This window comes from Staphylococcus pasteuri, assembly GCF_003970495.1.
In the GTDB taxonomy this organism is placed as follows: domain Bacteria; phylum Bacillota; class Bacilli; order Staphylococcales; family Staphylococcaceae; genus Staphylococcus; species Staphylococcus pasteuri.
Map to the genome: position 1 here is coordinate 1 of NZ_RXWW01000031.1, position 26452 is coordinate 26452.

The window sequence follows — 26452 nt, forward strand, 5'->3', positions numbered from 1 at the left end:
ATTTAAACATCTATGTAATATGAGATCTATTCATTTATATTGGCAACATTTAGATTTGAAAGAAAAACAGTCATCTCAAATTTCATTGTCAGATTCCATTTTATTTATGCTAAATATTTTTAATCAACTACGAGGGGATATAGTTTATCTAGATACACAATTATTAGTTACTAATTATAAAAATGAATATCAATGTATTGCACTATTTGATTTACCTATTTCCAAAAATCCAAATGTTGAGCAAGTTCAATTAAATTTCTCAAGTATTAATAAAATCACTCATGCTGAAATTAACATGATTAATTATCAAACATTTATGAAACCAATGAAAAACGATAATGAATAAATTGTAAGTGAAATGAAAATAGAGAACCTTTATTGGATTGGCGAAATGACTAAAAAAGACATAGAAGAAAGCTTAATTCGATTACCAAGTATGACAATAGCACATATTAAAATATTGATTTAGTTAATTATGCATGACTGATTAGTAGAGAGGAAGATATGTCATGTCATATGTGAAAATGAACTGTTTTGTAGCACACTATATGTTAGTTAAATTAGCTAATGATTATTTAAAATATTCATACCATTTAACTATAAATCATGTTAAATTACTCTACTTTATATTATATTTATATGATGAAAATAAGCATATAGATATTAGCCAACTCGAAATGTATAATAAGCGATCGAAATTTTCAATTTTAAAAATGTTGCAATATTTGTATCAAAACAATTGGATATCAAAAGAACGTGATGACAAAGATCAACGAAAATTGGTTATTACTATGTCAGAACAACAGAAGAATAAAATTCATTTATTATTTAATGAAATTGATGAGATGCTAGAATCTCGAAAGATAGTTATAAATCAGAGAGTAAGTAACCACATTTTATATTTTATTAAATGTGGTGAGGTACTTGATGATATGGATGAACAATTAATGATTAATAATCTCTCTTTGGAAGAGGTGTATTTGTTAGCAATATTACTTAATAATGATAATAAAATGACAGTTAAGTATATGAGATATAAAACTCAAGTAGGTATAGTTTCTTTAAGTTCTATAATAAAAAAGTTAAATCAAAAAGGCTATATAATCAAAGAACGTAGTTTAGAAGATGAAAGAACGATTATATTAAAATTGAACGATTGTAAAGCATCCTTAATACTTTCTATTATTGAATCATGTTACAATACTTTAAAACAAGGAATGAAGAACTTGTAAATTAGTAAGTGATAGAAGGAGTTAACATATGATTTTAGATAATGTAAATCCCAATGATTTATTTCCAACAGAGAAAAAAGGGCCTTCTGTATTAGGCATTATGGATTACGAAGTTAGAGGACAGTCACAATTTGAAGGTGCATTTATAGCTACTTCAGAAAGAATTATAATGAATGTAGATATGAATGGACAATTTTATTATAGAAGTATTGGGTATGATGAAGTTAATGATATACAATATGATGGTAAAACAATCACTTTTGATTTCAATATTGGTAAAATTCCAATGCACGATTTTAAATCTAACGATGTACAAAGTTTTGTTGATTTTGTTAAAGAAAAATTACAATCAAAGTAATTTAGAGTTTCAAAATCAGCTGAATTAAAATTATTAATATAGCGATAAACCGTGAATAAATTAATTCTTAATTTTTTCTGGCTTATCGCTTTTTTATTTTAAAAGTTTAAACATGTAGAATTACTTCTAAAAAGTCAATTAATCAGATAGTTATTATAAAATAATTAAAATATAACCAATAATTAAAAGTATTAAAATTTTGATATGCATATTTTAATAACCTTGAATAAAGTTAAATAAATGTTTGTGAAAAGTAATAAATATATAAATGCAAATTCGAGTAATAAAATTATTGAATTTTTATACTTGTTTGTTTAAAATGAACTTTGTAACATGGGTGGAGTTCAATTCAGTTAGATGAAATTATGTGAGCCTTGCTACAACAAGATGTGCATCAGAGGAGTGGTTTTTAAAATGGCAAAAATAAAAAATATTAATGATTTAGTAGAAGCTACATTTCAAGTGAAAAAGTTCTTTAGAGACACTAAAAAGAAATATAATTTGAATTATGAGGAAATTTATATTTTGAATTATATCTTAAAAAGTGGTTCTACTGAGATTTCTTCTAAAGAAATTGCGACATGTTCTGAATTTAAACCATATTACTTAACAAAAGCATTACAAAAACTAAAAGAGTTAGATTTATTATCGAAAAAAAGAAGTGTTCATGATGAACGTACAGTTATAGTATATGTAACTAAAGAACAAAAAGATAAAATTAAAAAGCTCATTGATGAATTAGAACAATATATCTAAGTAACTCGTTTTATTATATTGTATTTCTTATATTAAGGGTTCAAATTCAGGTGATTGATGTAATGGAAAAGTAGGTTTTGGAATTGAGAAGTGGAATGGAGTATATAAATTTATATGATATGCTCCATTTAATAGGGTAGCTAGGAAATGATAGATGTTGATCAGTAAGAAAGTTTATTAAATAGAAAAGAGATTTATTTAATGGTTAGTGAATGTGTTTTTATTGTTAATACGATAAAGAGTATCCATTGATCACAAATTGAATAGCATCTAAACTACATAATATAGCTTCATCCTTATTTTTTAGCTTGAAAAAGGCATGGTTACATTTGTAACCATGCCTTTTAATTTAATATTTTCTTAAAAAGTTAATTTCTCTATCATACAGTTCATTAGCAATATAAGATTGGGCTTTTTCAAGTATGGATTCTATATACTGCGTACGGTTAGACAAAATTCTAATTGAAAGTCCATGAGTAGGTAATTGCGTTATACCTAATCGACAGTTTAATTCTTTCTCAAAGTGTTTAATTTGATTATAAATTTCATCAATGAATTTTTGATTTACACTAGGATGAATAAAATATGCTGAGCCTAAGTGTGTATAATTTTCCATGTAACCTAAAGAATCAATTGAATTTTTTTCAGGATTTAACATAAGATTGTCGTATGTTACGAGTTCATTATTGATATAAATTTCATTAACTAAATGCATATATTTATATGAAAAGTTTTTATCATCTGATGAGTAACCAGGTGTGAGAATATCGGTATAAAACATCGCACTTGTTTCATCTAAATCAAAACGATTGTGTTGATAAAATTTAGCATTTTCATAAGCAATGATTGGATCAGCTACGTATTCCATATAAGCATTAGGTTTTAATTGGAAAGTTTGATATTGTTCAACATGATCTTTTAAAGTTTTATAAATTTTTGTTGCACCTTGAGACGTTAATGTGACACTAGCATTATCTTCAATATTGAAATTCATAGAATAACGGTCACCATCAAGGTAACCACCACCTACATTAACAATATAGAAAGTAGGGGTAGTTGACCCATTTAGGTAAACAGGACGTATGACTTTTAATGCCTTTTCAAAAAAGATGTCACGTGCTACAGAACGTTTACCATTGTTAAAAACCGTTAAATCAAGTTGACCTGTCCAAGATTGTTGAGACATTATGATAATCCTTTAAGTAACGTATCTCGTTCAATCCACTCAATAACTTCATCTAGGCCTTCATCTGTTTTTAAGTTTGTAAATGCGAATGGTCTGTCACCACGAAATACTTTTGTATCTTCAGCCATTTGGTCTAAAGAAGCGCCAACGTGAGGTGCTAAGTCTGTCTTATTAATGATAAAGAAATCAGATTTAATCATACCTTGTCCACCTTTACGTGGAATTTTTTCACCTTGGGCAACGTCGATAATATAAATTGAAAAGTCAACAAGTTCAGGACTAAATGTTGCAGCTAAATTATCGCCACCAGATTCAATGAAAATAAGTTCGATGTCATCATTTCTTTCTAACAATTCATCAATAGCAGCAAAGTTCATAGAAGCATCTTCACGAATTGCTGTATGCGGACAACCACCAGTTTCAACACCGATAATTCTATCTTCTGGTAAGACACCTGTATTGACTAAGATTTTTTCGTCTTCTTTTGTATATATATCGTTTGTTATAACGCCAATGCTCATATCTTTAGCTAGACGTCTAACAACTTTTTCTATTAATTGAGTTTTACCTGCACCAACAGGTCCACCAATTCCAATTTTAATTGGTTCAGTCATATATTTGACCTCCTATGAAATAAATATTCTTACATTTACATTTTCGTGTTCCATTTGATTTAATTCTAATCCAGGCGCAGTCATACCAAAGTCACTTTCATCAAGAGATAAAACATGATTTCGTGTTTCTTCTATATAAGGAATCATTTGAGTTACTACTTTTTGACCGGCAGTTTGACCTAAGGGAATAGCTCTTACTGCATTTTGCGTGAGACTAGATACATTTTGATAGAGATAATAATCAATAATTGTACTAATATCAACGCCTAAATAATGACCAAGCATAGTAAAACAAATTGCTGGATGTAACTTAGCTTTTTTATTTTTCATTTGTTCATGATACCATTGAATCCATTCACTATCGTATAATTCCATAGCTAATTTCACCATTCGAGTGCCCATTTGTTTAGCCCCGACACGAGTTTCTTTAGGTAAACTTTGAACAAAGATAAGTCGATCCATACGTAAGATTTTATCAACATCATTATTGTCTAAGGCTTCGTATACAATTTTCATTGCTAAACCATCAGAATAAGTTAGCTGTTCATTTAAAAATAATTTTAACCATTGAACAAATGTTAAATCATCATGTACCGCTTCATGTTGAATATATGTTTCCAAGCCGAATGAATGACTAAATGCACCGGTTGGAAACTGTGAATCACAGAACTGAAATAAGCGTAAATTTTGATGATCAATCATGAGAATGTCCTATATGTCTAAACGCTTGGTTTACTTTTCTATCTTCATGACTATAAGGAATACCTAAAGATTTAAGTAAATCTTCAACGAGATAGTCATATTGTACTAACATCTCAGTTTCTGTGAACTGTGCAGGTAAATGACGATTACCAAGTTGATGGGCAATATCTCCCATTTCTTTTAATGTACGTGGTTTGATAACAAGTAAATCTTCAGAATTTACATCAACGATAATCATGTTTGTATCATCTTTATATAAAATATCACCGTACTGTAAATCGATAGGTTGTTTCAAACGAATACCAATTTCATTACCATGATCCGTTTTTACGCGTTGGATACGTTTAACTAAGTCAGAATTTTCTAGATAAACTTTTTCTACATGTTTATTTTTTTCATCAGCTGATAAATTAGCAATATTGCCTTGAATTTCTTCTATAATCATTAACAATTTTCCTCCTAGAACAAGAAGTATCTTTGAGTTAATGGTAACTCAGTAGCAGCTTCACTTGTAATTTTTTCACCGTCAACAAATACTTCATATGTTTGTGGATCAACGTCTAATTTAGGTGTTGCACTGTTATTTTTCATATCTGCTTTAGATAAGTTACGAATGTTTTTAACAGGTCTTACCATACGTTGTAAGTTAAGTTGTCTATAAATACCATTTTCAAATGCAGTGTTAGAAACGAAAGTCATTGCTGTATGAGTGATATTACCACCATATTGACCATACATTTTACGATATTTCATAGGTTCTGAAGTTGGAATAGAGCCATTAGCATCACCGTTAACTGCTACATTGATTAAACCACCTTTAACTACAAGTTCAGGTTTAACGCCAAAGAACGCAGGATCCCATAATACAAGGTCAGCTAATTTACCTGATTCAATTGAGCCAACATATTCTGAAATACCATGTGTAATCGCAGGGTTAATAGTATATTTAGCGATATAACGTTTAATACGATTGTTATCATTATATTCTGAGTCGCCTTCTAAAGCACCACGTTGTTCTTTCATACGATGAGCAGTTTGCCAAGTACGTGTAATCACTTCACCTACACGACCCATAGCTTGAGAGTCAGAACTAATCATACTGAATACTCCCATATCTTGTAATACGTCTTCTGCAGCAATTGTTTCTTTACGAATACGAGAATCCGCGAATGCAATATCTTCAGGAATAGAAGCATTTAAATGGTGAGTAATCATTACCATGTCTAAATGTTCGTCTACAGTATTATGTGTATAAGGTAGAGTTGGGTTTGTAGATGAAGGTAAAATATTTGAATATGAAGCGGACTTAATTAAGTCAGGTGCGTGACCACCACCAGCACCCTCAGTATGGTACATGTGTAACACACGGTTCTTAATTGCTTTCATAGTGTCTTCCATAAATCCAGCTTCATTCAATGTATCAGCATGTAAAGCGATTTGGACATCGAATTCATCTGCAACATCTAAAGCATGACTTAAAGCTGAAGGCGTTGCACCCCAGTCTTCGTGTACTTTTAAACCAATAACCCCAGCGTGAATTTGTTCAATAAGTGCTGTATGATTGACAGCTTGCCCTTTACCTGTGAAACCTACATTGATAGGTAATGCTTCAGCAGCTTCTAACATACGATGTATATGCCAAGGTCCAGGTGTAACTGTAGTTGCTTTTGCACCTTCAGATGCACCAGTTCCGCCACCAATATGAGTAGTGATACCACTTTCTAAAGCAACTTCAGCTTGTTCTGGGTTAATAAAGTGAACGTGTGTATCAATACCACCCGCTGTAACAATTTTACCTTCAGCAGAAATAATATCTGTTGTACTTCCGATGATTATATTGACGTTATCCATAATATCTGGATTACCCGCTTTACCGATTGCAAAAATATAGCCGTTTTTAATACCGATATCGCCTTTAATTACCTTGTCATAGTCAATAATGACTGCATTAGTTATAACTAAATCGGCTACATTTTTATCATCACGAGTCACGTTAGGATTTTGAGCCATACCATCACGGATAGATTTTCCGCCACCGAAAGTTGCTTCGTCACCATAATTGGCATAATCTTTTTCAACTTCTGCGAATAGGTTAGTGTCGCCTAATCTAATTGCATCTCCAACTGTTGGACCATATAAACTTGTATATTGTGATTGAGTCATTTTAAAGCTCATTATCTTTTACCACCTTTTTTATTGGTATTTTCATGACCTTCGTCATTATAAACACCAGCGTACTCGTCGTCTTCACCAGTAGGGCGATAAACACGGGAGCCATCAATTGGACCATTAACGAATCCACGGAAACCATAAATTCTACGGTTACCAGAATACTCTACTAGTTGCACGTGTTTTACATCGCCAGGTTCAAATCTGACAGCGGCACCAGCTGGAATATCTAAATGTTTACCATATGCTTTGTCTCTTTCAAATTCTAAACCTAAGTTAGCTTCAAAAAAGTGGAAATGTGAGCCAATTTGAATAGGACGATCTCCAACATTCTTAACTTCAATAACTGTTTCAGGTGAATTTGGATTAATTTCAATATCTGTTTTTTTTACTCTAATTTCTCCAGGAATCATATTTATGTCCTCCTTAGACAATTGGATGATGGACAGTGATTAATTTAGTTCCATCTGGGAATGTTGCTTCAATTTCAATTTCAGTAATCATACTTGCAACCCCATCCATAACATCTTCTTCATTTAAAATTGTTTTACCATAACTCATCAATTCAGCTACAGTTTTACCGTCACGAGCACCTTCTAATAATTCATCGCTAATTAATGCAAGTGCTTCTGGATGATTTAATTTAAGTCCTCGCGCTTTTCTGCGACGAGCAACTTCTGCAGCTACAACTATCATTAGTTTATCTTGTTCACGTTGTGTAAAGTGCAAAATAATCCCTTCTTTCCCGAAATAAAGTTCGCAATAAACTTGCAAATTTTATATTAGGGCGATTTTTAATTTTAAACAAGTATAACGATTCCATAAATTTAAAAATTTAATTAAAATGGGCAAAACTTTTAATGATTACAGCGTGTTTACTAATATTATTTGAATTTTTTAATTAGTAAAACATTTTCATTCTTTATATTGAATTAATACACATTAATATTAAATTGTTGTATCATATTCATTGTCGAATTGGGGGAAAAGTTCATGAAATCCATTCAAATCATTTTGAAAAACATTTCACAAGTTTTATTAATTAATAATCATTACACAGGGCTTTTTATATTAATTGCATTATTTGTTGGTAATTGGAAAGTCGGAATAAGTGCATTAATTGGAAGTATCATTGCATACATACTTGCGCCATATATTAACTATTCTCAAGAAGAAATAGATAATGGATTAGCAGGTTTTAATCCTGTATTAACTGCAATAGCTTTGACATTATTTTTAAATGAAAACTGGGCAGGTATTCTAATTACATTGATGGCAACAATATTAACATTACCTGTTGGATCAGCAATAAGAGAATGGTTAAAGCCATACGGAATAGCAATGCTTACAGCACCATTTGTCATTTTGACGTGGTTTGCAGTTTCTATATCTGAACAAGTAAAAGCTGTGAAAACACCATTAAATTTATTACCAAACACCATTAAACCAGTGACAAGTAATTCTGGTCATCATTTAAATTTACTACATTCCATTTTAGATGGGTTTAGTGAAGTATTTTTAATACCTAGTGTATGGGCTGGATTATTAATACTTATTGGAATTTTAATTGGCTCAAGAAAAGCGTTTGTTTTTGCAATAGTAGGAAGTATTATTGGTTATTTAATTGTTGGTTTATTAGGTGGTAACACTGATAACATCAACCAAGGACTATTTGGATATAATTTAATTTTAACTGCAATAGCTTTAGGCTCAACATTTAAAACGTCAATTAATACATATGTTTCTGCCTTTTTAGGGTTATTACTAGCAGTACTATTAAATCTAGGTTTGAACACAATGCTTGAACCTCTTGGGTTACCTTCATTAACAATGCCATTTATATTAGCAACATGGATTATGTTATTTGCAGGCCGTCAAAATAGAGATATAGGAAGTAGAAATTAATTAAAAATTATGGGACTCACCATTAAAGTAGTGAGTCCCATAATTTTTTTATTAAGATGTTAAATAGTGTGTTGTGCGATGTTCAATTTTATGGAACACATACTCAATAACAATTGCCAATGCCCAGTAAAATATCGCTGCTACTGTATATACTGGTACAAATTGATAACCTTCATTAGCAATTTCAGTACTTATCGCCATAATTTCTGTTACTTGTACAGCAAAAGCAAGTGATGTTCCTTTTAATAACATAATAAATTGATTTTCAATATTAGGTAATGCATAGCCAAACGCTTGAGGGAAAACAATGCGTCTATAAACATTCCATTTAGATAAACCTACAGTTTGAGCAGCTTCAATTTGTTTAGGATCAACAGAAAGTAAACCACCTTTAATAGATTCTGATAAATAGGCCGTCGCATGCAATGCAAAGGTGATTGCAGCAATCATCAATGGATGTGCCATATCTGGATTAAGTGAAGTATGAAAAATTGAGTTGAACCATAGAATAAGTGCTGGCAAACCATAATAGAAAATGAATAATTGAACTATGAGCGGTGTACTTCTGAAAAATGAATTATAAACGATTACTAATTGAGATAGTACAGGTATTCGTTGCAATCGAATAATCGCAAATACTGTACCTATAATAATACCAATCAACATAGCTATAAGTGTAATTGCAATTGTATTTGGTACACCCTTTAAAACTTCAATGAAGGTATGTAAAATGAATGACATTTGATTGCCTCCTATGCTTGATATGGTTTTTCTGAAACTTTATTAATTAATGTAAACACACCTTGAACAATCAAAGCGAGCATCCAATATATAATAGAAATAACAATATATACTTCTAACATTCCTAAACCATAATTATTGCCAATAATAAGTTGAACTTGTCCCATCATGTCTATAATTCCAATAGTAAATGCTAACGATGTATCTTTAATTAATTCTATAATCTGAGTCGTTAAATTAGGAATACTGTTACGTAAAGCTTGTGGAACGATAATATTTTTTAGTATTCTCGGATAGCTTAAACCTACTGATAATCCAGCTTCAATCTGACTATATTCAACAGATAAATAACCAGCTCGAAAGACTTCTGATAAATAAGCAGCACTATGAAGACTAAAAGCTAATATTATGAAAAATAATCTGTCAAAGTGATTAATGTTTATATGAAATATTAATAAAAATTGAGGTAATGCAAAATATACTAAAAACAATTGAAGTAGAAGTGGGGTACTTCTCATAAATGATTGGTATATTCTGACGCAAGGCGCCAATATAGGCGTTTGTTTAATACGAATCATTGTTAATAATAGTCCTAATATAATGGCAAAGATTAAAGCACTTATAATCATTACTAGAGTAATAGGAAGTTGTTGTAATACTTGATTAAATAAATCTAACCATTGTGTGGCAGACATATTATTGCACCTCCAATTGTTTCTTATGCTTATTGATATTTTCTAAATCATCAAACACATCAATATCAAAATATTTTTTAGATAATTTTTGAAGTTTACCTTCTTTTTTTAATTCTTGAGTAGCTTGATCAATATCATCATGTAATTGTTGATTATCTTTGTTATAAACGATGTGAAGCGGTTCTTTTTTAACAATGCCACCAATTTTAACATCTTCATTTACTTTTTCTTGAATCGCTTTATATGTATTCCAATTTAAAAACATTGCATCACGTCGATGATTACCAACCATTTTTAAATTATCTCCATTAGAAGGTGCTTGAATCGTATCTATATTGATAGGTTCTTTATGTGACTTGTTATATTGTTTTAATATAGAAAATAAACCACCACTTGGTGCCATTGGAGTTAATCTCTTATTAGTTAAATCGCTAAGCTGATGTATATCATGATTATTTTTATTAACTGCAAGCATAGGTAATGCATAACTGTAAGGAACATCTTGATATAAAAATTGTTTTTCGCGTTCGGGTGTTTTAAAGAACCAATTAATTCCCATATCAAATTTTTTAGAACCTATACCTACTAGGTTAGACTCTTCTTCACCAACTTCATATTTAAAATGATATTGTGGTAATTTCTTCTCTAATAATTTCATATAATCCATATCAAGTCCTACAAATTCATTCTTTTTATTAGTATATAAATATGGAGGATTTACTTCTGCCGATAACGCTACTTTGATTTCTTTTGGATGAGCTTTAGTAGCACGTTGTGATTGATCATTTGAGCATGCAGATAAAGCTATAGTAGATATAAATACGCTCATTAATACTAACCAAGGGAAGAATCGTTTCAATTTACATCTACCTCCGTTCTAATACGTTGTATAAAACGTTGGATACGGTCATTATCTTGATTATATAAAACATCACTTGGTGAACCATGTACGACTAGTTCTCCGTTATCAATAAATAAAATTTGATCAGCAATAGCTTCAGCAAAGCTAATTTCGTGAGTTACCATAACCATTGTCATTCCTTGTTGTGCAATACGTTGTATAAGATTTAATACACTTTGGATTGATTCAGGGTCTAATGCAGATGTAGGTTCATCTAATAATAGTACTTTAGGATTTAATGCAAGTGCACGTACTATACCAACACGTTGACTTTGACCTCCTGATAGTTGGATAGGGTACTTATCTTTATGTTCTAATAAATTCACCATATTTAAGTGATCTTCAGCAATATGTATCGCTTCTCTTTTTCCTTTACCTTGCCCATAAATTAAGCCCTCAGTAATATTCTCTAATACGGTTTTGTTTTTAAATAAATTATAATTTTGAAAAACCATTGCTGATTGTTGTCGAAGATGATAAATATCTTTTTTAGTATGTTGTTCAGCATTAAATTGATAATCATCAATCGTTATCGAACCTTTAGAAGGAGTTGCGAGTGCGTTGAGAGTACGAAGTAAAGTTGTTTTTCCTGAACCACTAGGTCCAATAATAGCTGTCACGGTTCCCTGTTCTTGTGAAAAATTAATATCTTTTAAAACCTGATTTGAATGATAAAAATGAGATAAATGTTCTACTTGTATCAAGGTATCAGCCTCCCAAATATATTAAAGTAAATTTATCACATTAATTCTTATCGGTAAAGTAGGAATTGTGAAATATCAGTCCTTTTATTTAATAATGTTGAGTGTTAAACTAAGGATAATTAACAAGCTATTAATACTATGATGAGGTGAAAATAATGACACAGTCATTCTTGGTGCAATCAGAGATACAACATAAATGGATAAAAAAGTTTAAAACAATAGAAGAGCAGTTTAAATCGTATGCGGAGCAAAATGATATTGCCTCACGCTTTCCATTTGAAAATATAGAGTGGTTAATTAATGAAGGATATACTTTATTAACATTACCAAAAGCATACGGCGGTGAAGGCGCTACGATTGAAGATATGGTTATTTTGCAAACTTATTTAGCAGAAATAGATGGCGCAACTGCCTTATCAATAGGTTGGCATTTAAGTGTAGTGGGTCAATTATTTGAACAACAATTGTGGGAACCTGAATTATTAGAAGAATTTGCCGAAGCAGTGAAAAAAGGCGCACTCGTTAATCGTGCAGTAAGTGAAGCTGAAACTGGTAGCCCTACACGCGGAGGACGTCCGGCAACTCATGCAGTAAGAGAAAAAGACGGCTATATTTTAAATGGTGTCAAAACATTTACTTCAATGAGTAAGGCATTAACACACTTTATTGTAGGAGCATATGTAGAAGAATTAGATCAAGTAGGATTCTTTTTAGTTCCAAGAAATGTTGAAGGCGTGGACATCGCCGATAATTGGAACATGATTGGTATGCGTGCTACTGAAAGTCATGATTTAGTGTTAAATAATGTAAAAATTCCTCATAAATATTTTGTTGAACAGAAACGTAAACCTGGAGCAAATGGTTGGATTTTGCATATTCCTAGTGTCTATTTAGGAATCGCACAAGCAGCTAGAAATTACGCAGTAGATTTCACTAAAACGTATAGTCCGAATAGTATAGAAGGAACTATTGCAGAATTACCTACAGTTCAACAAAATTTAGGTAAAATGGAATCTCTATTATTATCGGCAAGACATTTTTTATGGAGTACTGCCCACGGTTATCAATTATATGAGAAAGACACAGAAATTTGGAATGAGACTTCTGCAAGTAAAGTACTTGTATTAAATCAAGGATTGGAAGTTGTAGATTTAGCAATGAGAATTGTAGGAGCAAAAAGTCTTGAGATGGAAAGACCATTACAAAGATATTATCGAGATATGCGCGCAGGTCTTCATAATCCTCCGATGGAAGATATGGCATATACTAATATTGCAAAAAGCATTACAGGATTAATATAGTAATAAGTTACTTTATTGAAATAAATTTATTAAAATTTAAAAAAACTGGTGAAATTGCTTATTGTAAAAATATATGTAAAGTTGTATAATTTTAATGAAATTGATAATCGTTTTCAATGGGAGGAAAAAATGAAGAAATTATTATTACCTTTAATAGCACTAGTGTTAGTTTTAGCTGCATGTGGTAACAACTCAGACGATAGTTCAAAGAGTTCTGAGAAGAAATCTTACAAAACGGATGATGGGAAAACAATAAAAGTTCCTAAGGATCCAAAAAGAATTGCTGTTGTAGCTCCATCATATGCTGGTGGCGTGAAAAAATTAGGTGGAAATGTAGTAGCAGTGAGTAATCAAGTCGATCAAAGTGATATTTTGAAAGACAAATTTAAAGGTGTAACTAAAGTTGGAGACGATGATGTCGAAAAAGTTGCAAAAGAAAAACCAGATTTAATTATTGTCTTAGATCAAAATAAAAACATTAAAAAATATAAAAAAATCGCAGCAACTGTACCATTTAACTATGCGAAACATAGTTACTTAGAACAACAAGAAGAACTAGGTAAATTACTAGGTAAAGAAGATGCAGTTAAAAAATGGGGAAAAGAATGGAAAGATCAAACTTCTAAAGACGGCAAAGAGATTAAAGATAAAATTGGTAAAGATAAAACTGTAACTATCTTTGATGAATTTGATAAAAAATTATACACTTACGGCGACCATTGGGGCCGTGGCGGAGAAATTTTATATCAAGCATTCGGTCTTAAAATGCCAAAATCAGTTGATGATTTAACTAAAAAAGCTGGATTTGCTGAAGTTAAACAAGAAAAAGTTGATCAATACGCTGGCGATTACATTGTATCTACAAGTGAAGGTAAAGCAACACCTGCATATGAAAAAACAAATATGTGGAAAAACTTACCTGCAGTTAAAAATGGTAATGTGATTAAAGTTAAAGCAGAAACATACTGGTATAATGATCCATATAGCTTAGACTTCATGCGTAAAGATTTGAAGAAAAAATTAATGGATACTAAATAAAAAGATAATAAAAAAACGATATCAATAACTTAGAAGTTGAGACGCAAATTGTGTCTCAACTTCTTTTATGTAGTAGTAAATTATGAATTTTGTTTGTGATTTCGATATAATTACATATAAATTGAAAGAAATAAAATAATAAAAAGGAGAAAAACAATGAAAAAAGTTTATTTTAATCATGATGGTGGCGTTGATGATCTTATATCTTTATTCTTACTTTTACAAATGGAAGAAATAGAACTTGTAGGTGTAAGCACGATTGGAGCAGATTGCTATTTAGAACCATCTTTAAGTGCGTCTATCAAGATTATCAATCGCTTTTCCAATCAAAAACTTGATGTTGCACCGTCATTTGAAAGAGGGAAAAATCCATTTCCTAAGGATTGGAGAATGCATGCATTTTTCATGGACGCGTTACCAATTTTAAATGAAAAAGTTACTTTAACAAATTCAAAAGAAAATCATCTTGAGGCTTATGAAGATATCATTAACATTCTTCAAAATACTGAAGAAAAAATTACATTGTTATTTACTGGTCCTTTAACTGACTTAGCTAAAGCATTAAAAATACAACCAACTATAGTGAACAAAGTAGATAAATTAGTTTGGATGGGAGGAACATTTTTAGAAAAAGGTAATGTTGAAGAACCAGAGCATGACGGCACGGCAGAATGGAATGCGTTTTGGGATCCAGAAGCGGTGAAAACAGTATTTGATAGTGATATCAAGATAGATATGGTAGCTTTAGAAAGCACCAATCAAGTTCCTTTAACTTTAGAAGTGAGACAACGTTGGGCAGATGAACGTCATTATACAGGTATTGATTTCTTAGGTGTTAGTTATGCAGCTGTACCACCATTAACACATTTTATAACAAATTCGACTTACTTTTTATGGGATGTGTTAACAACAGCTTATGTAGGTAATCCTAAATTAACTAAATCAGTTAAATTGAATGTAGATGTTATAGCACATGGTCCAAGTCAAGGTAGAACATTTAAATGTAATGATGGCCGAGAGGTTAATGTGATTAATTATGTAGAGCGAAATAATTTCTTTAATTATATAAGTGATTTAGCAAAACGTGTCAACTAATGTAAACTTTTTATTCCATTAAGTTTACATTAATGGTATAATCATTCTCATGTAAGGAGGATGAAATGATGAGTACAAAAGAATTAGTATTTACAGCTTTGATGGCAGCCATCATTTGTATTTTAGGTTTGGTACCACCAGTACCTTTACCAATTATGCCAGTACCAATTGTATTGCAAAATATAGGGATATTTTTAGCAGGAATAATGTTAGGAAGAAAGTTAGGAACTTTAAGTGTTGTTGTATTTTTACTGTTAGCTGCAGTAGGACTACCTGTGTTATCAGGTGGTAGAGGGGGTATCGGCGTTTTCGCAGGTCCTTCAGCAGGATTTTTATTCTTATATCCAGTTGTAGCTTTCTTTATCGGATGGATAAGAGACAAATATTTACATAAAGTAAACTTTATAACGCTATTAGTTGCTACTATTATCATTGGTGTACTTGGATTAGATATACTAGGTACCATTATAATGGGATTCATTATAAATATACCTATTTCTAAATCCATCGTATTATCATTAACTTTTATGCCTGGGGATATAGTTAAAGCAATTATTGCAAGCTTAATAGGAGCGACTTTACTTAATCACTCTCGATTCAAACAGTTGATAAAATAAAATCAGTGTAAGACAATGTTTCATATATAGAATCATAACAATTCTAATTATCTGCTGAGATGGGGTAATATTTATGAAGCATTTGACGATGTCTGATATATATTTGGAAGGTAATATTTTTTTAGAAGATTCAATGAAGACCGTTTATTTAACACCATCAGATGCACTTCAATTTGCCAACAATACTTGGTTATATCATCAGTGCCCATCACAAGTTCAATGGTTGAAAGATATTGAAACCCAAAAGGAAATGCATGTTGCACAAGGTTCCAATCACTTATCTTTTTACTTTCCTGAGAACGATCAACTTAATGAACAGTGGTTTGAACTGTTTAAAGAATTAGGATTTGAACTTGGTGTATTAGAATTCTATATCATTGAAGCAAATGACTTAGCCCAATTAAGTAGAAATCAAGATGTAAGATTAATCAAAGTAAATCGTACTAACTTAAATGATTATCTTGATATTTTCTATCAATTTTCATTACCATATGGCAAAAAATATGCTAAAAAAAATGTTGAAAAGATTAGACAAAATTTTGATAACATGAAAGCAACGCCTATGATTGGATATTTAGAAAATAAGCCAGTAGGTATTGTCGATGTGATAGAAAATAAAAATTCTGTAGAAATAGATGGATTTGGCGTACTTGAAAATTACCAAAGAAATGGTATCGGTCGAACAATGCAATCGTATATAGGGGAATTAGCAGGGCAACGCCCAGTTATTTTAGTTGCAGATGGTGAAGATACAGTTAAAGATATGTATTTGAAACAGGGTTATGTATATAGAAGTTTTAGATATCAAATATTAAAAGAAAATATATAAAAAGAGCTGCTGTTGATTTCAAACACTAATTGAAATCACCAGCAGCTTTTATACGTTCTGGATGGCTATATATATTAAAGTTACCGTCTCTAATAAATCCAACAGCAGTAATGTTTAAATCATCTGCTAATTGTACAGCTAATGTCGTTGGTGCTGATTTAGATAAAATAACGCCTACGCCAATTTTGGCAGCTTTAATTAAAATTTCCGAGGAAATACGACCACTAAATATTAAAATTTTATTTCTTACAGGAATATTATTTTGTATACAAAATCCAAATAATTTATCTAGCGCGTTATGACGACCAATATCTTGACGATGTTCAAAGAAGTTATCACCATCGCTAATAGCCGCATTGTGCAATCCGCCTGTCTGCTTAAATATTGTACTGGCAGTTTGTAAGCGAGTCATCATATTTAAAACTTGCTGAGGAGTAATAGTGATATTAGATAAGGATGTTTTAGCAGTAGCAGCATCGTTATGAAAATAAAATTCACGACTTTTACCACAACATGATGCAATCATTCGTTTACTAGAGTATTCGAATCGATCATTTAGCGATTTTGTTAGTTCAACATGGGCAAACCCTCTACTATCATCTATTTGTAATGATTTTAGTTCTGCTTTTTTTAATAATGCACCTTCTGATGCTAAGAAACCCAATACTAATTCTTCCATATTAGTAGGACTACAAATAACAGTTGCAAACTCTTCACCATTGACCATGATAGTTAATGGGAATTCTGTTACATAAGTATCTACAGTATCCTTTAATTCACCATTTTCAAATCTAATAATGTGCTGATTGGATGAAACATCTTTATTCATTTTGTAACTCCTTTATATCACTATAAATTCTATATTAGTGCGTTTTTCACAAAATATAAATAAATTTGCTTTGATAGTTATTTCAATTTAAAAAATTAAAGTATATAATCTACATATAGATATTAACTTCAAATAAAATATAAATCTATTAAATTCGAAGTGTAATGTACTTTAAGGAGGAATTTTTGTGAAGATTAAAAGTTTATTTGTGATTTTGTTAATGGGACTTTTGGTTCTAGCCGGATGTTCGAATTCATCATCGGATAATGGAAAGAAAAGTGAAAAATCTGACAGTAAAGATAAGAAACAAGAATTACAAATTTCAGCAGCAGCAAGTTTAACAGATGTTAGTAAAGAATTGAAAAAAGAATTTGAAAAAGATCATAAAGATGCTAAAGTTGATTTCAACTATGGTGGTTCAGGTGCTTTAAGACAACAAGTTGAATCAGGTGCACCAGTAGACGTTATTATGTCAGCTAACACAAAAGATGTTGATATCTTAAAAGATAAAAAGAAAGCGCATGATACATATAATTATGCCAAAAATAAATTAGTACTTATAGGCGACAAAGATAAAAATTATAAATCTGTTAAAGATTTAAAAGATAATGAAAAATTAGCTTTAGGTCAAATCAAAACAGTACCTGCAGGTAAATATGGTAAACAATACTTACAAGAAAATAATTTGTGGGATGCAACAAAAGACAAAGTAGTTTACGCAAAAGACGTTAAACAAGTATTAAACTATGTACAAAAAGGTAACGCACAACAAGGATTTGTTTATAAAACAGATTTATATAAAAATAAAAAGAAAATTGATTCAGTAAAAGAAATTAAAGAAGTAAAATTATCAAAACCAATTACTTATGAAGCAGGAGCGACTTCTGATAAAAAATTAGCTAAAGAATGGATGGAATTCTTAAAATCAGACAAAGCTAAACAAATCATCAAAGATTATCAGTTCTCAGCATAGGGGTTGTTTTTAATGCCTGACTTAACTGCATTTTGGCTATCGATTCGAGTAGCAACTTTGAGTACATTGATTGTAATGGTACTTGGAATTATTGTATCAAGATGGTTATATCATCGTAAGAAACGATGGGTTAAAATCATTGAAAGTTTTATATTATTACCTATTGTTCTTCCGCCCACAGTAATGGGGTTCATATTATTAATTATATTTTCACCACGAGGTATTGTAGGAAAATTCTTCAGTAATATATTGCATTTACCAGTAGTATTTACATTGACTGGGGCTGTTATTGCATCTGTTATTGTTAGTTTTCCACTGATGTATCAACATACAATTCAAGGTTTTAATAGCATTGATAAACGTATGTTGGATACTGCTAGAACAATGGGAGCAAGTGAAGGAAAGATTTTCTATAGAATAGTATTACCTTTATCTAAACGTTATATATTATCAGGAATTATGATGAGTTTCGCTAGAGCTATCGGTGAATTCGGAGCAACTTTAATGGTTGCCGGCTATATTCCTAATAAAACAAATACTCTACCACTAGAAATTTATTTCTTAGTTGTTGAAGGAAAAGAAAATCAAGCTTGGTTGTGGGTGTTAGTTCTAGTAGCATTCTCTATTGTTGTTATTATGACAATCAATTTATTAAATTATGATAAGTTTAGGGAGCGTGATTAAATGTTGAATATTGATATTACACATCAAATTAATCAACGTCCAATTCATATTCACATTGAAGATCAGGTTCCCAAAATATATACAATCCAAGGACCGTCTGGAATAGGCAAAACGACTATATTAAATATGATAGCCGGTTTAAAAAAACCAGATGATGGAATGATTCAAATTAATGATCGTGTACTAACCGAAACTGAAAAGCATATTGATATAAAAATTCAACAAAGACAAATTGGTTATTTATTTCAAGATTATCAATTGTTTCCGCATCTCACAGTGAAACAGAATATTACATTTATGACATCTTCATCGGAGCATATTGATAATTTATTAGAAACACTAAATATAAAACATTTAATGAATCATTACCCAATCACCTTATCAGGTGGGGAAGCACAACGTGTTGCTTTAGCAAGAGCTTTAAGTATAAAACCAGATTTAATACTACTCGATGAACCATTTTCCAGTTTAGACGATCAGACTAAACGTGAAAGCATAGCCTTAGTTCGAAAGATTTTTAATGAGTGGCAAATTCCTATTATATTTGTTACACATTCGAATGAAGAAGCCAAAGAACTTGCAGACGAAATGATTATGATTTCTTAACCATAATAAAACTTTAATTATTAATCAAAATTAATGAGAGTCAATTTTAATAAGTTCCTATCAGAGTAAACATTGAAAAATGAGAACTTTGATAGGAACTTTTTATGTTGAGGTTTTGTCACTTTGAGACACAAGATTTATAATAGAGATAACATATTTCAAGGGAGATTCAAAAATGAATCAGGAAATGAATCAGGATAGATATTCAAGACAAATGTTATATAAACATATAGGTGTTGAAGGTCAACGCAGTATTAGTCAAAAACATGTGATGATTGTTGGTATGGGTGCTTTAGGCACACATGTTTCAGAAGGCTTAGTAAGAGCCGGCATACAACAACTTACGATTGTTGACAGAGATTATATTGAATATAGTAATTTGCAACGGCAAACTTTATTTACTGAGCAAGATGCACTTGATATGCTGCCTAAAGTCATTGCTGCCAAGAAACATCTGCAATCAATTCGACATGATGTGACAATCAATGAATTTGTCTCACATGTAGATACTTACTTTTTAGATAAACATACATCTGGAATTGATTTAATCATTGATGCAACTGATAATTTTGATACAAGACAACTTATTAATGATTTTGCTTATCAAAATTCAATTCCATGGATTTATGGGGGAGTTGTACAAAGTACTTATGCTCAAACTACCTTTGTTCCAGGAAAGACACCATGTTTTAATTGCTTATTACCACATTTACCTTCAATTAATTTAACTTGCGATACTGTAGGTGTGATACAACCGGCTGTAACAATGACAACTAGTTTTCAAATCACTGATGCATTGAAAATACTCACGCATCAAGATACCGATATTAAATTAAAATATGGTGATGTGTGGGAAGGATATCATCATGCCATTGGTTTTAAAAATATGCAAAATGACTCATGTTCTACCTGCGGACAATCACCTACTTATCCTTATTTGAATAATAGTCAACGTCAGTACGCAACATTATGTGGCAGAGATACAGTGCAATATATTAATAAAGATATTACCCAGGAAATGCTTATATCATTTTTAAATTCTCACCATATTCAATATAAACAAAATCCATATATGATTGTATTTTCATTTAAAGGTTATAGAATCGTAGCATTTAATGGAGGTCGATTATTAATACATGGATTAACTAGTCCTAACGAAGCTACTAAACTAATCAATCAATTATTTGGGTAAACATTTAAGGAGGAGAAATCATGCATCAACATATTAAACTGGATAGAGATATTGAAGTGGCAATTTTAACTGTATCGGACACAAGAGATTATAATACTGATAAAGGTGGACAACTTATTCAAACATTATTAGAAAATGAAAATGTTAATGTGAAAGATGACTATTATAAGATTGTAAAAGACAATCAGCAAGATATTCATGAACAACTTTCTACATGGTTAAAACAGAATGATATAGATGTCATTATAACGACTGGTGGGACAGGTATAGCACAAAGAGATGTGACAATTGAGGTTGTACGTCCTTTATTAGATAAAGAAATTGAAGGATTTGGAGAAATGTTTCGTTATTTAAGTTATACAGAAGATGTAGGCACGAGAGCTATTTTATCTAGAGCAATTGCAGGTACACATCAGGATAAACTGTTATTTTCACTTCCAGGATCAACTGGTGCAGTTAAATTAGCTATGGATAAACTTATTAAGCCAGAATTAAATCATCTAGTTCATGAATTAACAAAATAATATAAAAGAGGACTGAAGTCAAAGTTTCATTGCTTCAATCCCAATTAAGTATACAGTTGTTTTATTTATTATTCTGGACGCTTGTAATCGCCTGATTTACCACCAGATTTAGCAGCTAAATAAGTTTGTCCTATTGTCATTCCTTTATCAACAGCTTTCGTCATATCATATATTGTTAAAGCTGTTACCGATGCAGCAGTTAGTGCTTCCATTTCTACACCTGTTTTTCCGGTTGTTGATACAGTTGCTTTTATATGCAATTCGTATTGGTTAGATTGATAAGTATCCCATTCAAAAGCGACGTCTATACCAGTTAATGGAAGCGGATGACACATTGGTATTATTGTAGAAGTATTTTTAGCTGCCATGATGCCAGCAATTTGTGCAGTATTTAATACATTACCTTTAGCATTAGTATTTTGAACAATTTGTTGATAAATAGTTTCGTTCACTATAATGCTGGAATAAGCGATTGCTGTTCGTTTTGTAATTTCTTTATTTGAAACATCAACCATTTTCGCATTACCCTGTTGGTTAATGTGTGTAAAATCTGACATATTAACCCTCCTTATCGATACAAGTATATCACGAAATAAATATTTTGGAGATGATCATATGACATTTGAAAAAAGAAGTCCAATTCCCGTTAAAGAAGCAATTCAACGAGTTGTAAAACAAGATATAAATTCTAGCAAAATTTCAGTTCCTTTAAATCAAAGTACTGGCCATATTTTAGCAAGTGACATTGTAGCTACTTATGATATACCAAGATTTAATAAATCACCATACGATGGATTTGCGATTAGAAGTCAAGACTCTATAGGAGCAAGTGGTGAAAATCGTGTACATTTTAAAGTGATTGATCATATTGGTGCTGGTTCCGTATCTGATAAAAAAGTTGGTGAACATGAAGCGGTAAGAATTATGACAGGTGCACAATTACCTGAAGGAACAGATGCAGTTGTCATGTTTGAACAAACTGTACAACAAGAAGATACGTTTTCAATTAGAAAGACGTTTGAACAACATGAAAATGTTTCATTGAAAGGTGAAGAAACACAGACTGGAGACATTGTTTTGAAAGCTGGACAACAAATCAATCCAGGAGCTATAGCTGTATTAGCAACATATGGTTATACAGATATTGAAGTATGGAAGAAACCAAGTATAGCTGTTATTGCGACAGGTAGTGAGTTACTAGAAGTGGAAGATGAGCTTCAACCTGGTAAAATTAGAAACTCAAACGGTCCGATGATTAAAGCATTAGCTGAACAATTTGGATTAAAAGTAGGTACTTATCAAATTCAGCAAGATGATTTACAAAGTAGTATTGAAGTCGTTAAAAAAGCGATGAATGAACATGACATTGTTATTACTACAGGTGGCGTATCTGTCGGAGATTTTGACTACTTACCTGAAATTTATCAAGCACTACATGCAGAAGTATTATTTAATAAAGTTGCAATGAGACCTGGAAGTGTAACAACTGTTGCAGTTGCTAATAATAAATATTTATTTGGTTTGTCTGGTAATCCTTCAGCATGTTTCACAGGATTTGAATTGTTTGTAAAACCAGCAATTAATCAAATGATGAACGCTAATGCAGTTTATCCTCAAATTGTTAAAGCTACATTAATGGAAGATTTTACTAAAGCTAATCCATTTACTAGATTTATACGTGCTAAAGCTACATTTACATCTGCTGGCGCTACAGTTATTCCATCTGGATTTAATAAATCAGGTGCAGTAGTCGCTATTGCTCATTCAAATTCTATGATTATGTTGCCAGGAGGAACACGAGGGTTTAAAAAAGGACACCTAGTAGACGTTATACTTACAGAATCATCTGCTTATGAAGAGGAATTGAATATATGATTCTTCAAATAGTCGGATTTAAAAATTCTGGAAAAACAACACTCATGATGCACACAATTAATAAATTGAAATCTCTAGAGTTAAAAGTTGCGACAATAAAACATCATGGGCATACTGGTTCGGATATTGAGTTACAAGGACAACATGTGGATCATATGAAACACTTTGAATCAGGAGCAGACCAAAGCATTATACAAGGGCATGAATATAGTCAAACTGTGACTAGAATTAATGAACAAAGCCTTTCAAAGATTATTAAAGACTCTGTTACAATTGATTATGACATCATTTTAGTTGAAGGTTTTAAGGATGAAAAATATGAAAAAATCATAGTTTATAACAGTGAATCACAATTGCAAAAGCTAAATCATTTAAACAATGTAGTTTATAAGATAAAATTAAATGAACCTAATGCTTATCAATTATTTGATGAATGGTTAATAAATAAAGTGACACATAAGGATTGAGTGTAATGAAACAATTTGAAATCGTTAAAGAACCAATTCAAATAGAGCCATATCGCGCATTTACACTAAACGAACATCAAGGTGCAATGGTGACGTTCACTGGACATGTTCGTGAATGGACTAAAGGAGTAAAAACTGAGTATTTAGAATATGAAGCTTATATTCCAATGGCTGAAAAGAAAATGGCTCAAATAGGTCAAGAAATAGAACAAAAATGGCCAGGTACTATAACAACTATAGTACACAGAATTGGTCCTCTTGAGATATCAGATATAGCTGTCTTAATTGTAGTATCGTCTCCTCATCGTAAAAACGCATATCATGCAAATGAATATGCCATAGAACGAATTAAAGAAATAGTACCAATATGGAAAAAAGAGATATGGGAAGATGGGGCTGAATGGCAAGGCCATCAAAAAGGCGACTATGATGAAGCTAATGGGAGGAAATAAATTGGAAGTACTTTACTTTGCAGAATTAAAAGATATAGCTAATCAACAGTCAGAAACAATAGATGTTTCAAAACCTTTAACGGTAGAAGCGTTTAAAGTGATGATTGTTGAACGTTATCCAGAAATGGCACATAAGCAATTTCAAATTGCAGTTAATGAAGAATTCGTTAAATTAACTGATAATATTAAACCTGGTGATACTGTAGCACTCATTCCACCAGTGAGTGGAGGATAAATAAATGAAAGCAATTATACTCGCTGGAGGACAATCAAGTCGTTTTGGGCGTCCTAAAGCATTTGCTTCAGTTGACGGACAAATGTTTTATCAGCGAATAGTGAATGTACTTAAATCAACAAATATGTTTAATGACATTATTATTAGTACGAATAGTCAACTTAAAAATGAATTTAAATATCAAAGTATAGTTGTAGATAAAGACAATTATAAAGGAAAAGGACCGTTAGCAGGAGTATTGTCAGTGATGGAACAATATCCGGATGAAGAATTGTTTTTCGTAGTGTCAGTTGATACTCCGATGATAAACGAAAAAGCTATAAATCAACTATATCAATTCATGATGTCTCATCTTATTGAAGATCAAATAGACATAGCAACGGTTAAGTCAAATGGATATATGATTCCGACGATTGGCTTTTATAGTCCTAAGACGAAAAATGTTATTGAAGAAATATTGAATTCTGATGATTATAGTTTTAAGCAACTGTATGAAGAAATGAATGTAGATTGGATTAATGTAGAAGACATCGATGCACCGTCATATTGGTATTATAATATCAACTCTCAACAAGATTTGGACACTTTAAAACAACAGTTAGATCAATAAGGAGGGTCCATTATGGTGGAGCAAATTAAAGATAAACTTGGTCGCCCGATAAGAGACTTAAGATTATCAGTCACAGATAGATGTAATTTCAGATGTGATTATTGCATGCCAAAAGAAATATTTGGCGATGATTTTGTCTTTTTACCTAAAGATGAATTATTGTCTTTTGATGAAATGGTCAGAATTGCTAGATTATATGCTCAATTAGGAGTTAAAAAGATAAGAATAACAGGTGGGGAACCATTATTAAGAAGAAATCTTTATCAACTCATTGAGCAACTGAATCAAATAGAAGGCATTGAAGATATAGGTATGACTACTAATGGATTACTTTTAAAAAAACATGGTCAAAATTTATATAATGCAGGCCTTAGACGTATTAATGTGAGTTTAGATGCTATTGACGATGAAGTCTTTCAAGCAATTAATAATAGAAATATCAAAGCTTCTACAATATTAGAACAGATTGATTATGCGATTTCGATTGGTTTACAAGTTAAAGTGAACGTCGTTATTCAAAAAGGTGTTAATGATGATCAAATCATACCTATGATTGAATATTTTAAAGATAAAGCTATTGAAATAAGATTTATTGAATTTATGGATGTCGGTAATGACAATGGCTGGGACTTTAGCAAAGTAGTGAGTAAAGATGAAATGTTAAATATGGTTGAACAACATTTTGAAGTTGAGCCTGTAGAACCTAAATATTTTGGAGAGGTAGCTAAATACTATCGTCACAAAGATAATCAAGTGAAATTTGGACTTATAACTAGTGTATCTCAATCATTTTGTTCAACATGTACAAGAGCTCGTTTATCTTCTGATGGTAAATTTTACGGATGCTTATTTGCAGATGTAGAAGGATTTGATGTTAAGAACTTTATGCGCTCTGGAGCAACAGACGAGGAATTATTAGAGCAATTTAAAGCACTTTGGCACATTAGAGATGATCGATATTCAGATGAACGAACAGAACAAACAGTAAAAAATAGAAAACGTAATAAGATTAATATGAATTATATTGGTGGATAGTATTAAATTTTAATTTAAATAAGTAGAAAAATAGAGTCATATTTATACAATCATAAAATCTTTTATAGATTATATGTGTCTCGTCATTTCAATACAATAACTTTTATATACTTTTCACTATTAAACA

Annotated in this window: 33 protein-coding genes and 1 pseudogene; 21 read left to right on the forward strand and 13 right to left on the reverse strand. The window is 31.2% G+C overall.

The annotated features are described in order from the left end of the window. From CD121_RS12215 to CD121_RS04450, 4 genes and pseudogenes are all read left to right on the forward strand, one after another. A pseudogene (locus tag CD121_RS12215) lies at positions 1-346 on the forward strand (helix-turn-helix transcriptional regulator); the annotation flags it as partial. Positions 347-509: 163 nt separating this feature from the next. Next, on the forward strand, positions 510-1232 hold the full coding sequence (locus tag CD121_RS04440) for a transcriptional regulator, SarA/Rot family (protein WP_046467137.1): 723 nt from the start codon (positions 510-512) through the stop codon (positions 1230-1232). Between the two features lie 28 nt (positions 1233-1260). Further along, positions 1261-1590, forward strand: coding sequence for a PH domain-containing protein (locus tag CD121_RS04445; protein ID WP_046467138.1), 330 nt, complete (start codon positions 1261-1263; stop codon positions 1588-1590). Positions 1591-2004: 414 nt separating this feature from the next. Beyond that, positions 2005-2346, forward strand: a complete 342-nt coding sequence (locus CD121_RS04450; protein ID WP_029055839.1) for a transcriptional regulator, SarA/Rot family — start codon at positions 2005-2007, stop codon at positions 2344-2346. Positions 2347-2695: 349 nt separating this feature from the next. Here CD121_RS04450 and CD121_RS04455 read toward each other — a convergent pair whose 3' ends face one another. The 7 genes from CD121_RS04455 to CD121_RS04485 are packed head-to-tail and all read right to left on the reverse strand — an operon-like array spanning position 2696 to position 7746. Beyond that, the gene (locus CD121_RS04455; RefSeq protein WP_017638565.1) at positions 2696-3532 is read right to left on the reverse strand and encodes an urease accessory protein UreD; all 837 of its coding nucleotides are present in this window, start codon (positions 3530-3532) and stop codon (positions 2696-2698) included. Then, on the reverse strand, positions 3532-4146 hold the full coding sequence (ureG, locus tag CD121_RS04460; RefSeq protein WP_017638564.1) for an urease accessory protein UreG: 615 nt from the start codon (positions 4144-4146) through the stop codon (positions 3532-3534). The genes CD121_RS04455 and ureG overlap by 1 nt, the downstream gene beginning before the upstream one ends. 12 nt (positions 4147-4158) lie before the next feature. After that, positions 4159-4848 (reverse strand): urease accessory protein UreF, encoded by a 690-nt coding sequence (locus CD121_RS04465; protein ID WP_046467139.1) that lies wholly within the window; start codon positions 4846-4848, stop codon positions 4159-4161. Next, positions 4841-5293 (reverse strand): urease accessory protein UreE, encoded by a 453-nt coding sequence (ureE, locus tag CD121_RS04470; RefSeq protein WP_017638562.1) that lies wholly within the window; start codon positions 5291-5293, stop codon positions 4841-4843. Before ureE ends, CD121_RS04465 begins: the two co-directional genes overlap by 8 nt. A gap of 14 nt (positions 5294-5307) precedes the next feature. Continuing rightward, entirely contained in the window at positions 5308-7023 is a 1716-nt protein-coding gene (gene ureC, locus CD121_RS04475) for an urease subunit alpha (protein ID WP_046467140.1), read from the reverse strand. Continuing rightward, positions 7023-7430, reverse strand: a complete 408-nt coding sequence (locus CD121_RS04480; RefSeq protein WP_017638560.1) for an urease subunit beta — start codon at positions 7428-7430, stop codon at positions 7023-7025. The genes ureC and CD121_RS04480 overlap by 1 nt, the downstream gene beginning before the upstream one ends. A gap of 13 nt (positions 7431-7443) precedes the next feature. Beyond that, complete coding sequence (locus CD121_RS04485; protein ID WP_017638559.1) at positions 7444-7746, reverse strand: urease subunit gamma; 303 nt, start codon at positions 7744-7746, stop codon at positions 7444-7446. A gap of 264 nt (positions 7747-8010) precedes the next feature. Here CD121_RS04485 and yut point away from each other — a divergent pair, with 264 nt between their 5' ends. After that, positions 8011-8922: an urea transporter gene (gene yut / locus CD121_RS04490; protein ID WP_029055840.1), complete on the forward strand. Its 912-nt coding sequence runs from the start codon at positions 8011-8013 to the stop codon at positions 8920-8922. A gap of 51 nt (positions 8923-8973) precedes the next feature. Here the strand turns inward: yut and CD121_RS04495 are convergent, their stop codons facing one another. From CD121_RS04495 to CD121_RS04510, 4 genes are read right to left on the reverse strand one after another with little or no spacing between them, the layout of a single operon-like run. Next, positions 8974-9663 (reverse strand): amino acid ABC transporter permease, encoded by a 690-nt coding sequence (locus CD121_RS04495; RefSeq protein ID WP_029055841.1) that lies wholly within the window; start codon positions 9661-9663, stop codon positions 8974-8976. An 11-nt stretch (positions 9664-9674) separates the two neighbouring features. After that, complete coding sequence (locus CD121_RS04500; protein ID WP_029055842.1) at positions 9675-10358, reverse strand: amino acid ABC transporter permease; 684 nt, start codon at positions 10356-10358, stop codon at positions 9675-9677. Between the two features lies 1 nt (position 10359). Next, on the reverse strand, positions 10360-11187 hold the full coding sequence (locus CD121_RS04505) for an amino acid ABC transporter substrate-binding protein (protein ID WP_070453748.1): 828 nt from the start codon (positions 11185-11187) through the stop codon (positions 10360-10362). A 26-nt stretch (positions 11188-11213) separates the two neighbouring features. Next, entirely contained in the window at positions 11214-11963 is a 750-nt protein-coding gene (locus CD121_RS04510; protein WP_126567516.1) for an amino acid ABC transporter ATP-binding protein, read from the reverse strand. A gap of 155 nt (positions 11964-12118) precedes the next feature. On the opposite strand from CD121_RS04510, the gene CD121_RS04515 reads away from it, so the two are divergent. The 5 genes from CD121_RS04515 to CD121_RS04535 all read left to right on the forward strand — a co-directional run bounded on the left by CD121_RS04515 (position 12119) and on the right by CD121_RS04535 (position 16843). Continuing rightward, positions 12119-13264 (forward strand): acyl-CoA dehydrogenase family protein, encoded by a 1146-nt coding sequence (locus tag CD121_RS04515; RefSeq protein ID WP_017638553.1) that lies wholly within the window; start codon positions 12119-12121, stop codon positions 13262-13264. A gap of 129 nt (positions 13265-13393) precedes the next feature. Then, complete coding sequence (locus CD121_RS04520) at positions 13394-14302, forward strand: ABC transporter substrate-binding protein (protein WP_126567517.1); 909 nt, start codon at positions 13394-13396, stop codon at positions 14300-14302. 156 nt (positions 14303-14458) lie between these two features. Next, positions 14459-15397: a nucleoside hydrolase gene (locus CD121_RS04525; protein ID WP_017638551.1), complete on the forward strand. Its 939-nt coding sequence runs from the start codon at positions 14459-14461 to the stop codon at positions 15395-15397. A gap of 68 nt (positions 15398-15465) precedes the next feature. Further along, on the forward strand, positions 15466-16014 hold the full coding sequence (locus tag CD121_RS04530) for a biotin transporter BioY (RefSeq protein WP_108000005.1): 549 nt from the start codon (positions 15466-15468) through the stop codon (positions 16012-16014). A 73-nt stretch (positions 16015-16087) separates the two neighbouring features. After that, positions 16088-16843: a GNAT family N-acetyltransferase gene (locus CD121_RS04535; protein WP_017638549.1), complete on the forward strand. Its 756-nt coding sequence runs from the start codon at positions 16088-16090 to the stop codon at positions 16841-16843. A 25-nt stretch (positions 16844-16868) separates the two neighbouring features. On the opposite strand, the gene fdhD is transcribed toward CD121_RS04535, so the two are convergent. Beyond that, positions 16869-17672, reverse strand: a complete 804-nt coding sequence (gene fdhD / locus CD121_RS04540; RefSeq protein ID WP_017638548.1) for a formate dehydrogenase accessory sulfurtransferase FdhD — start codon at positions 17670-17672, stop codon at positions 16869-16871. 187 nt (positions 17673-17859) lie between these two features. On the opposite strand from fdhD, the gene modA reads away from it, so the two are divergent. The 5 genes from modA (at position 17860) to CD121_RS04565 (ending at position 21651) form a co-directional block, all read left to right on the forward strand. Continuing rightward, positions 17860-18645: a molybdate ABC transporter substrate-binding protein gene (modA, locus tag CD121_RS04545; protein ID WP_017638547.1), complete on the forward strand. Its 786-nt coding sequence runs from the start codon at positions 17860-17862 to the stop codon at positions 18643-18645. A 12-nt stretch (positions 18646-18657) separates the two neighbouring features. Further along, positions 18658-19329, forward strand: a complete 672-nt coding sequence (gene modB / locus CD121_RS04550) for a molybdate ABC transporter permease subunit (RefSeq protein WP_017638546.1) — start codon at positions 18658-18660, stop codon at positions 19327-19329. After that, positions 19330-19935: an ATP-binding cassette domain-containing protein gene (locus CD121_RS04555; RefSeq protein ID WP_126567518.1), complete on the forward strand. Its 606-nt coding sequence runs from the start codon at positions 19330-19332 to the stop codon at positions 19933-19935. Positions 19936-20122: 187 nt separating this feature from the next. After that, on the forward strand, positions 20123-21127 hold the full coding sequence (locus CD121_RS04560) for a ThiF family adenylyltransferase (RefSeq protein ID WP_126567522.1): 1005 nt from the start codon (positions 20123-20125) through the stop codon (positions 21125-21127). Positions 21128-21147: 20 nt separating this feature from the next. Further along, positions 21148-21651 carry a MogA/MoaB family molybdenum cofactor biosynthesis protein gene (locus tag CD121_RS04565; RefSeq protein WP_017638543.1) on the forward strand — a complete coding sequence of 168 codons (504 nt, stop codon included), beginning with the start codon at positions 21148-21150 and terminating at the stop codon, positions 21649-21651. Positions 21652-21719: 68 nt separating this feature from the next. On the opposite strand, the gene moaC is transcribed toward CD121_RS04565, so the two are convergent. Next, entirely contained in the window at positions 21720-22208 is a 489-nt protein-coding gene (moaC, locus tag CD121_RS04570) for a cyclic pyranopterin monophosphate synthase MoaC (protein ID WP_017638542.1), read from the reverse strand. Between the two features lie 58 nt (positions 22209-22266). Between moaC and CD121_RS04575 the strand changes: the two genes are divergently transcribed. The 6 genes from CD121_RS04575 to moaA are packed head-to-tail and all read left to right on the forward strand — an operon-like array spanning position 22267 to position 26325. Beyond that, positions 22267-23526, forward strand: a complete 1260-nt coding sequence (locus CD121_RS04575; RefSeq protein WP_126567519.1) for a molybdopterin molybdotransferase MoeA — start codon at positions 22267-22269, stop codon at positions 23524-23526. Then, positions 23523-23993 carry a molybdopterin-guanine dinucleotide biosynthesis protein B gene (gene mobB, locus CD121_RS04580; RefSeq protein WP_046467147.1) on the forward strand — a complete coding sequence of 157 codons (471 nt, stop codon included), beginning with the start codon at positions 23523-23525 and terminating at the stop codon, positions 23991-23993. The genes CD121_RS04575 and mobB overlap by 4 nt, the downstream gene beginning before the upstream one ends. A 5-nt stretch (positions 23994-23998) precedes the next feature. Beyond that, entirely contained in the window at positions 23999-24445 is a 447-nt protein-coding gene (locus CD121_RS04585) for a molybdenum cofactor biosynthesis protein MoaE (RefSeq protein ID WP_046467148.1), read from the forward strand. A 1-nt stretch (position 24446) separates the two neighbouring features. Then, positions 24447-24680 (forward strand): molybdopterin converting factor subunit 1, encoded by a 234-nt coding sequence (gene moaD / locus CD121_RS04590; protein WP_126567520.1) that lies wholly within the window; start codon positions 24447-24449, stop codon positions 24678-24680. A 4-nt stretch (positions 24681-24684) separates the two neighbouring features. Then, the gene (mobA, locus tag CD121_RS04595) at positions 24685-25290 is read left to right on the forward strand and encodes a molybdenum cofactor guanylyltransferase MobA (protein ID WP_126567521.1); all 606 of its coding nucleotides are present in this window, start codon (positions 24685-24687) and stop codon (positions 25288-25290) included. A 12-nt stretch (positions 25291-25302) separates the two neighbouring features. After that, on the forward strand, positions 25303-26325 hold the full coding sequence (gene moaA / locus CD121_RS04600; protein WP_017638536.1) for a GTP 3',8-cyclase MoaA: 1023 nt from the start codon (positions 25303-25305) through the stop codon (positions 26323-26325). Positions 26326-26452 lie beyond the last annotated feature (127 nt).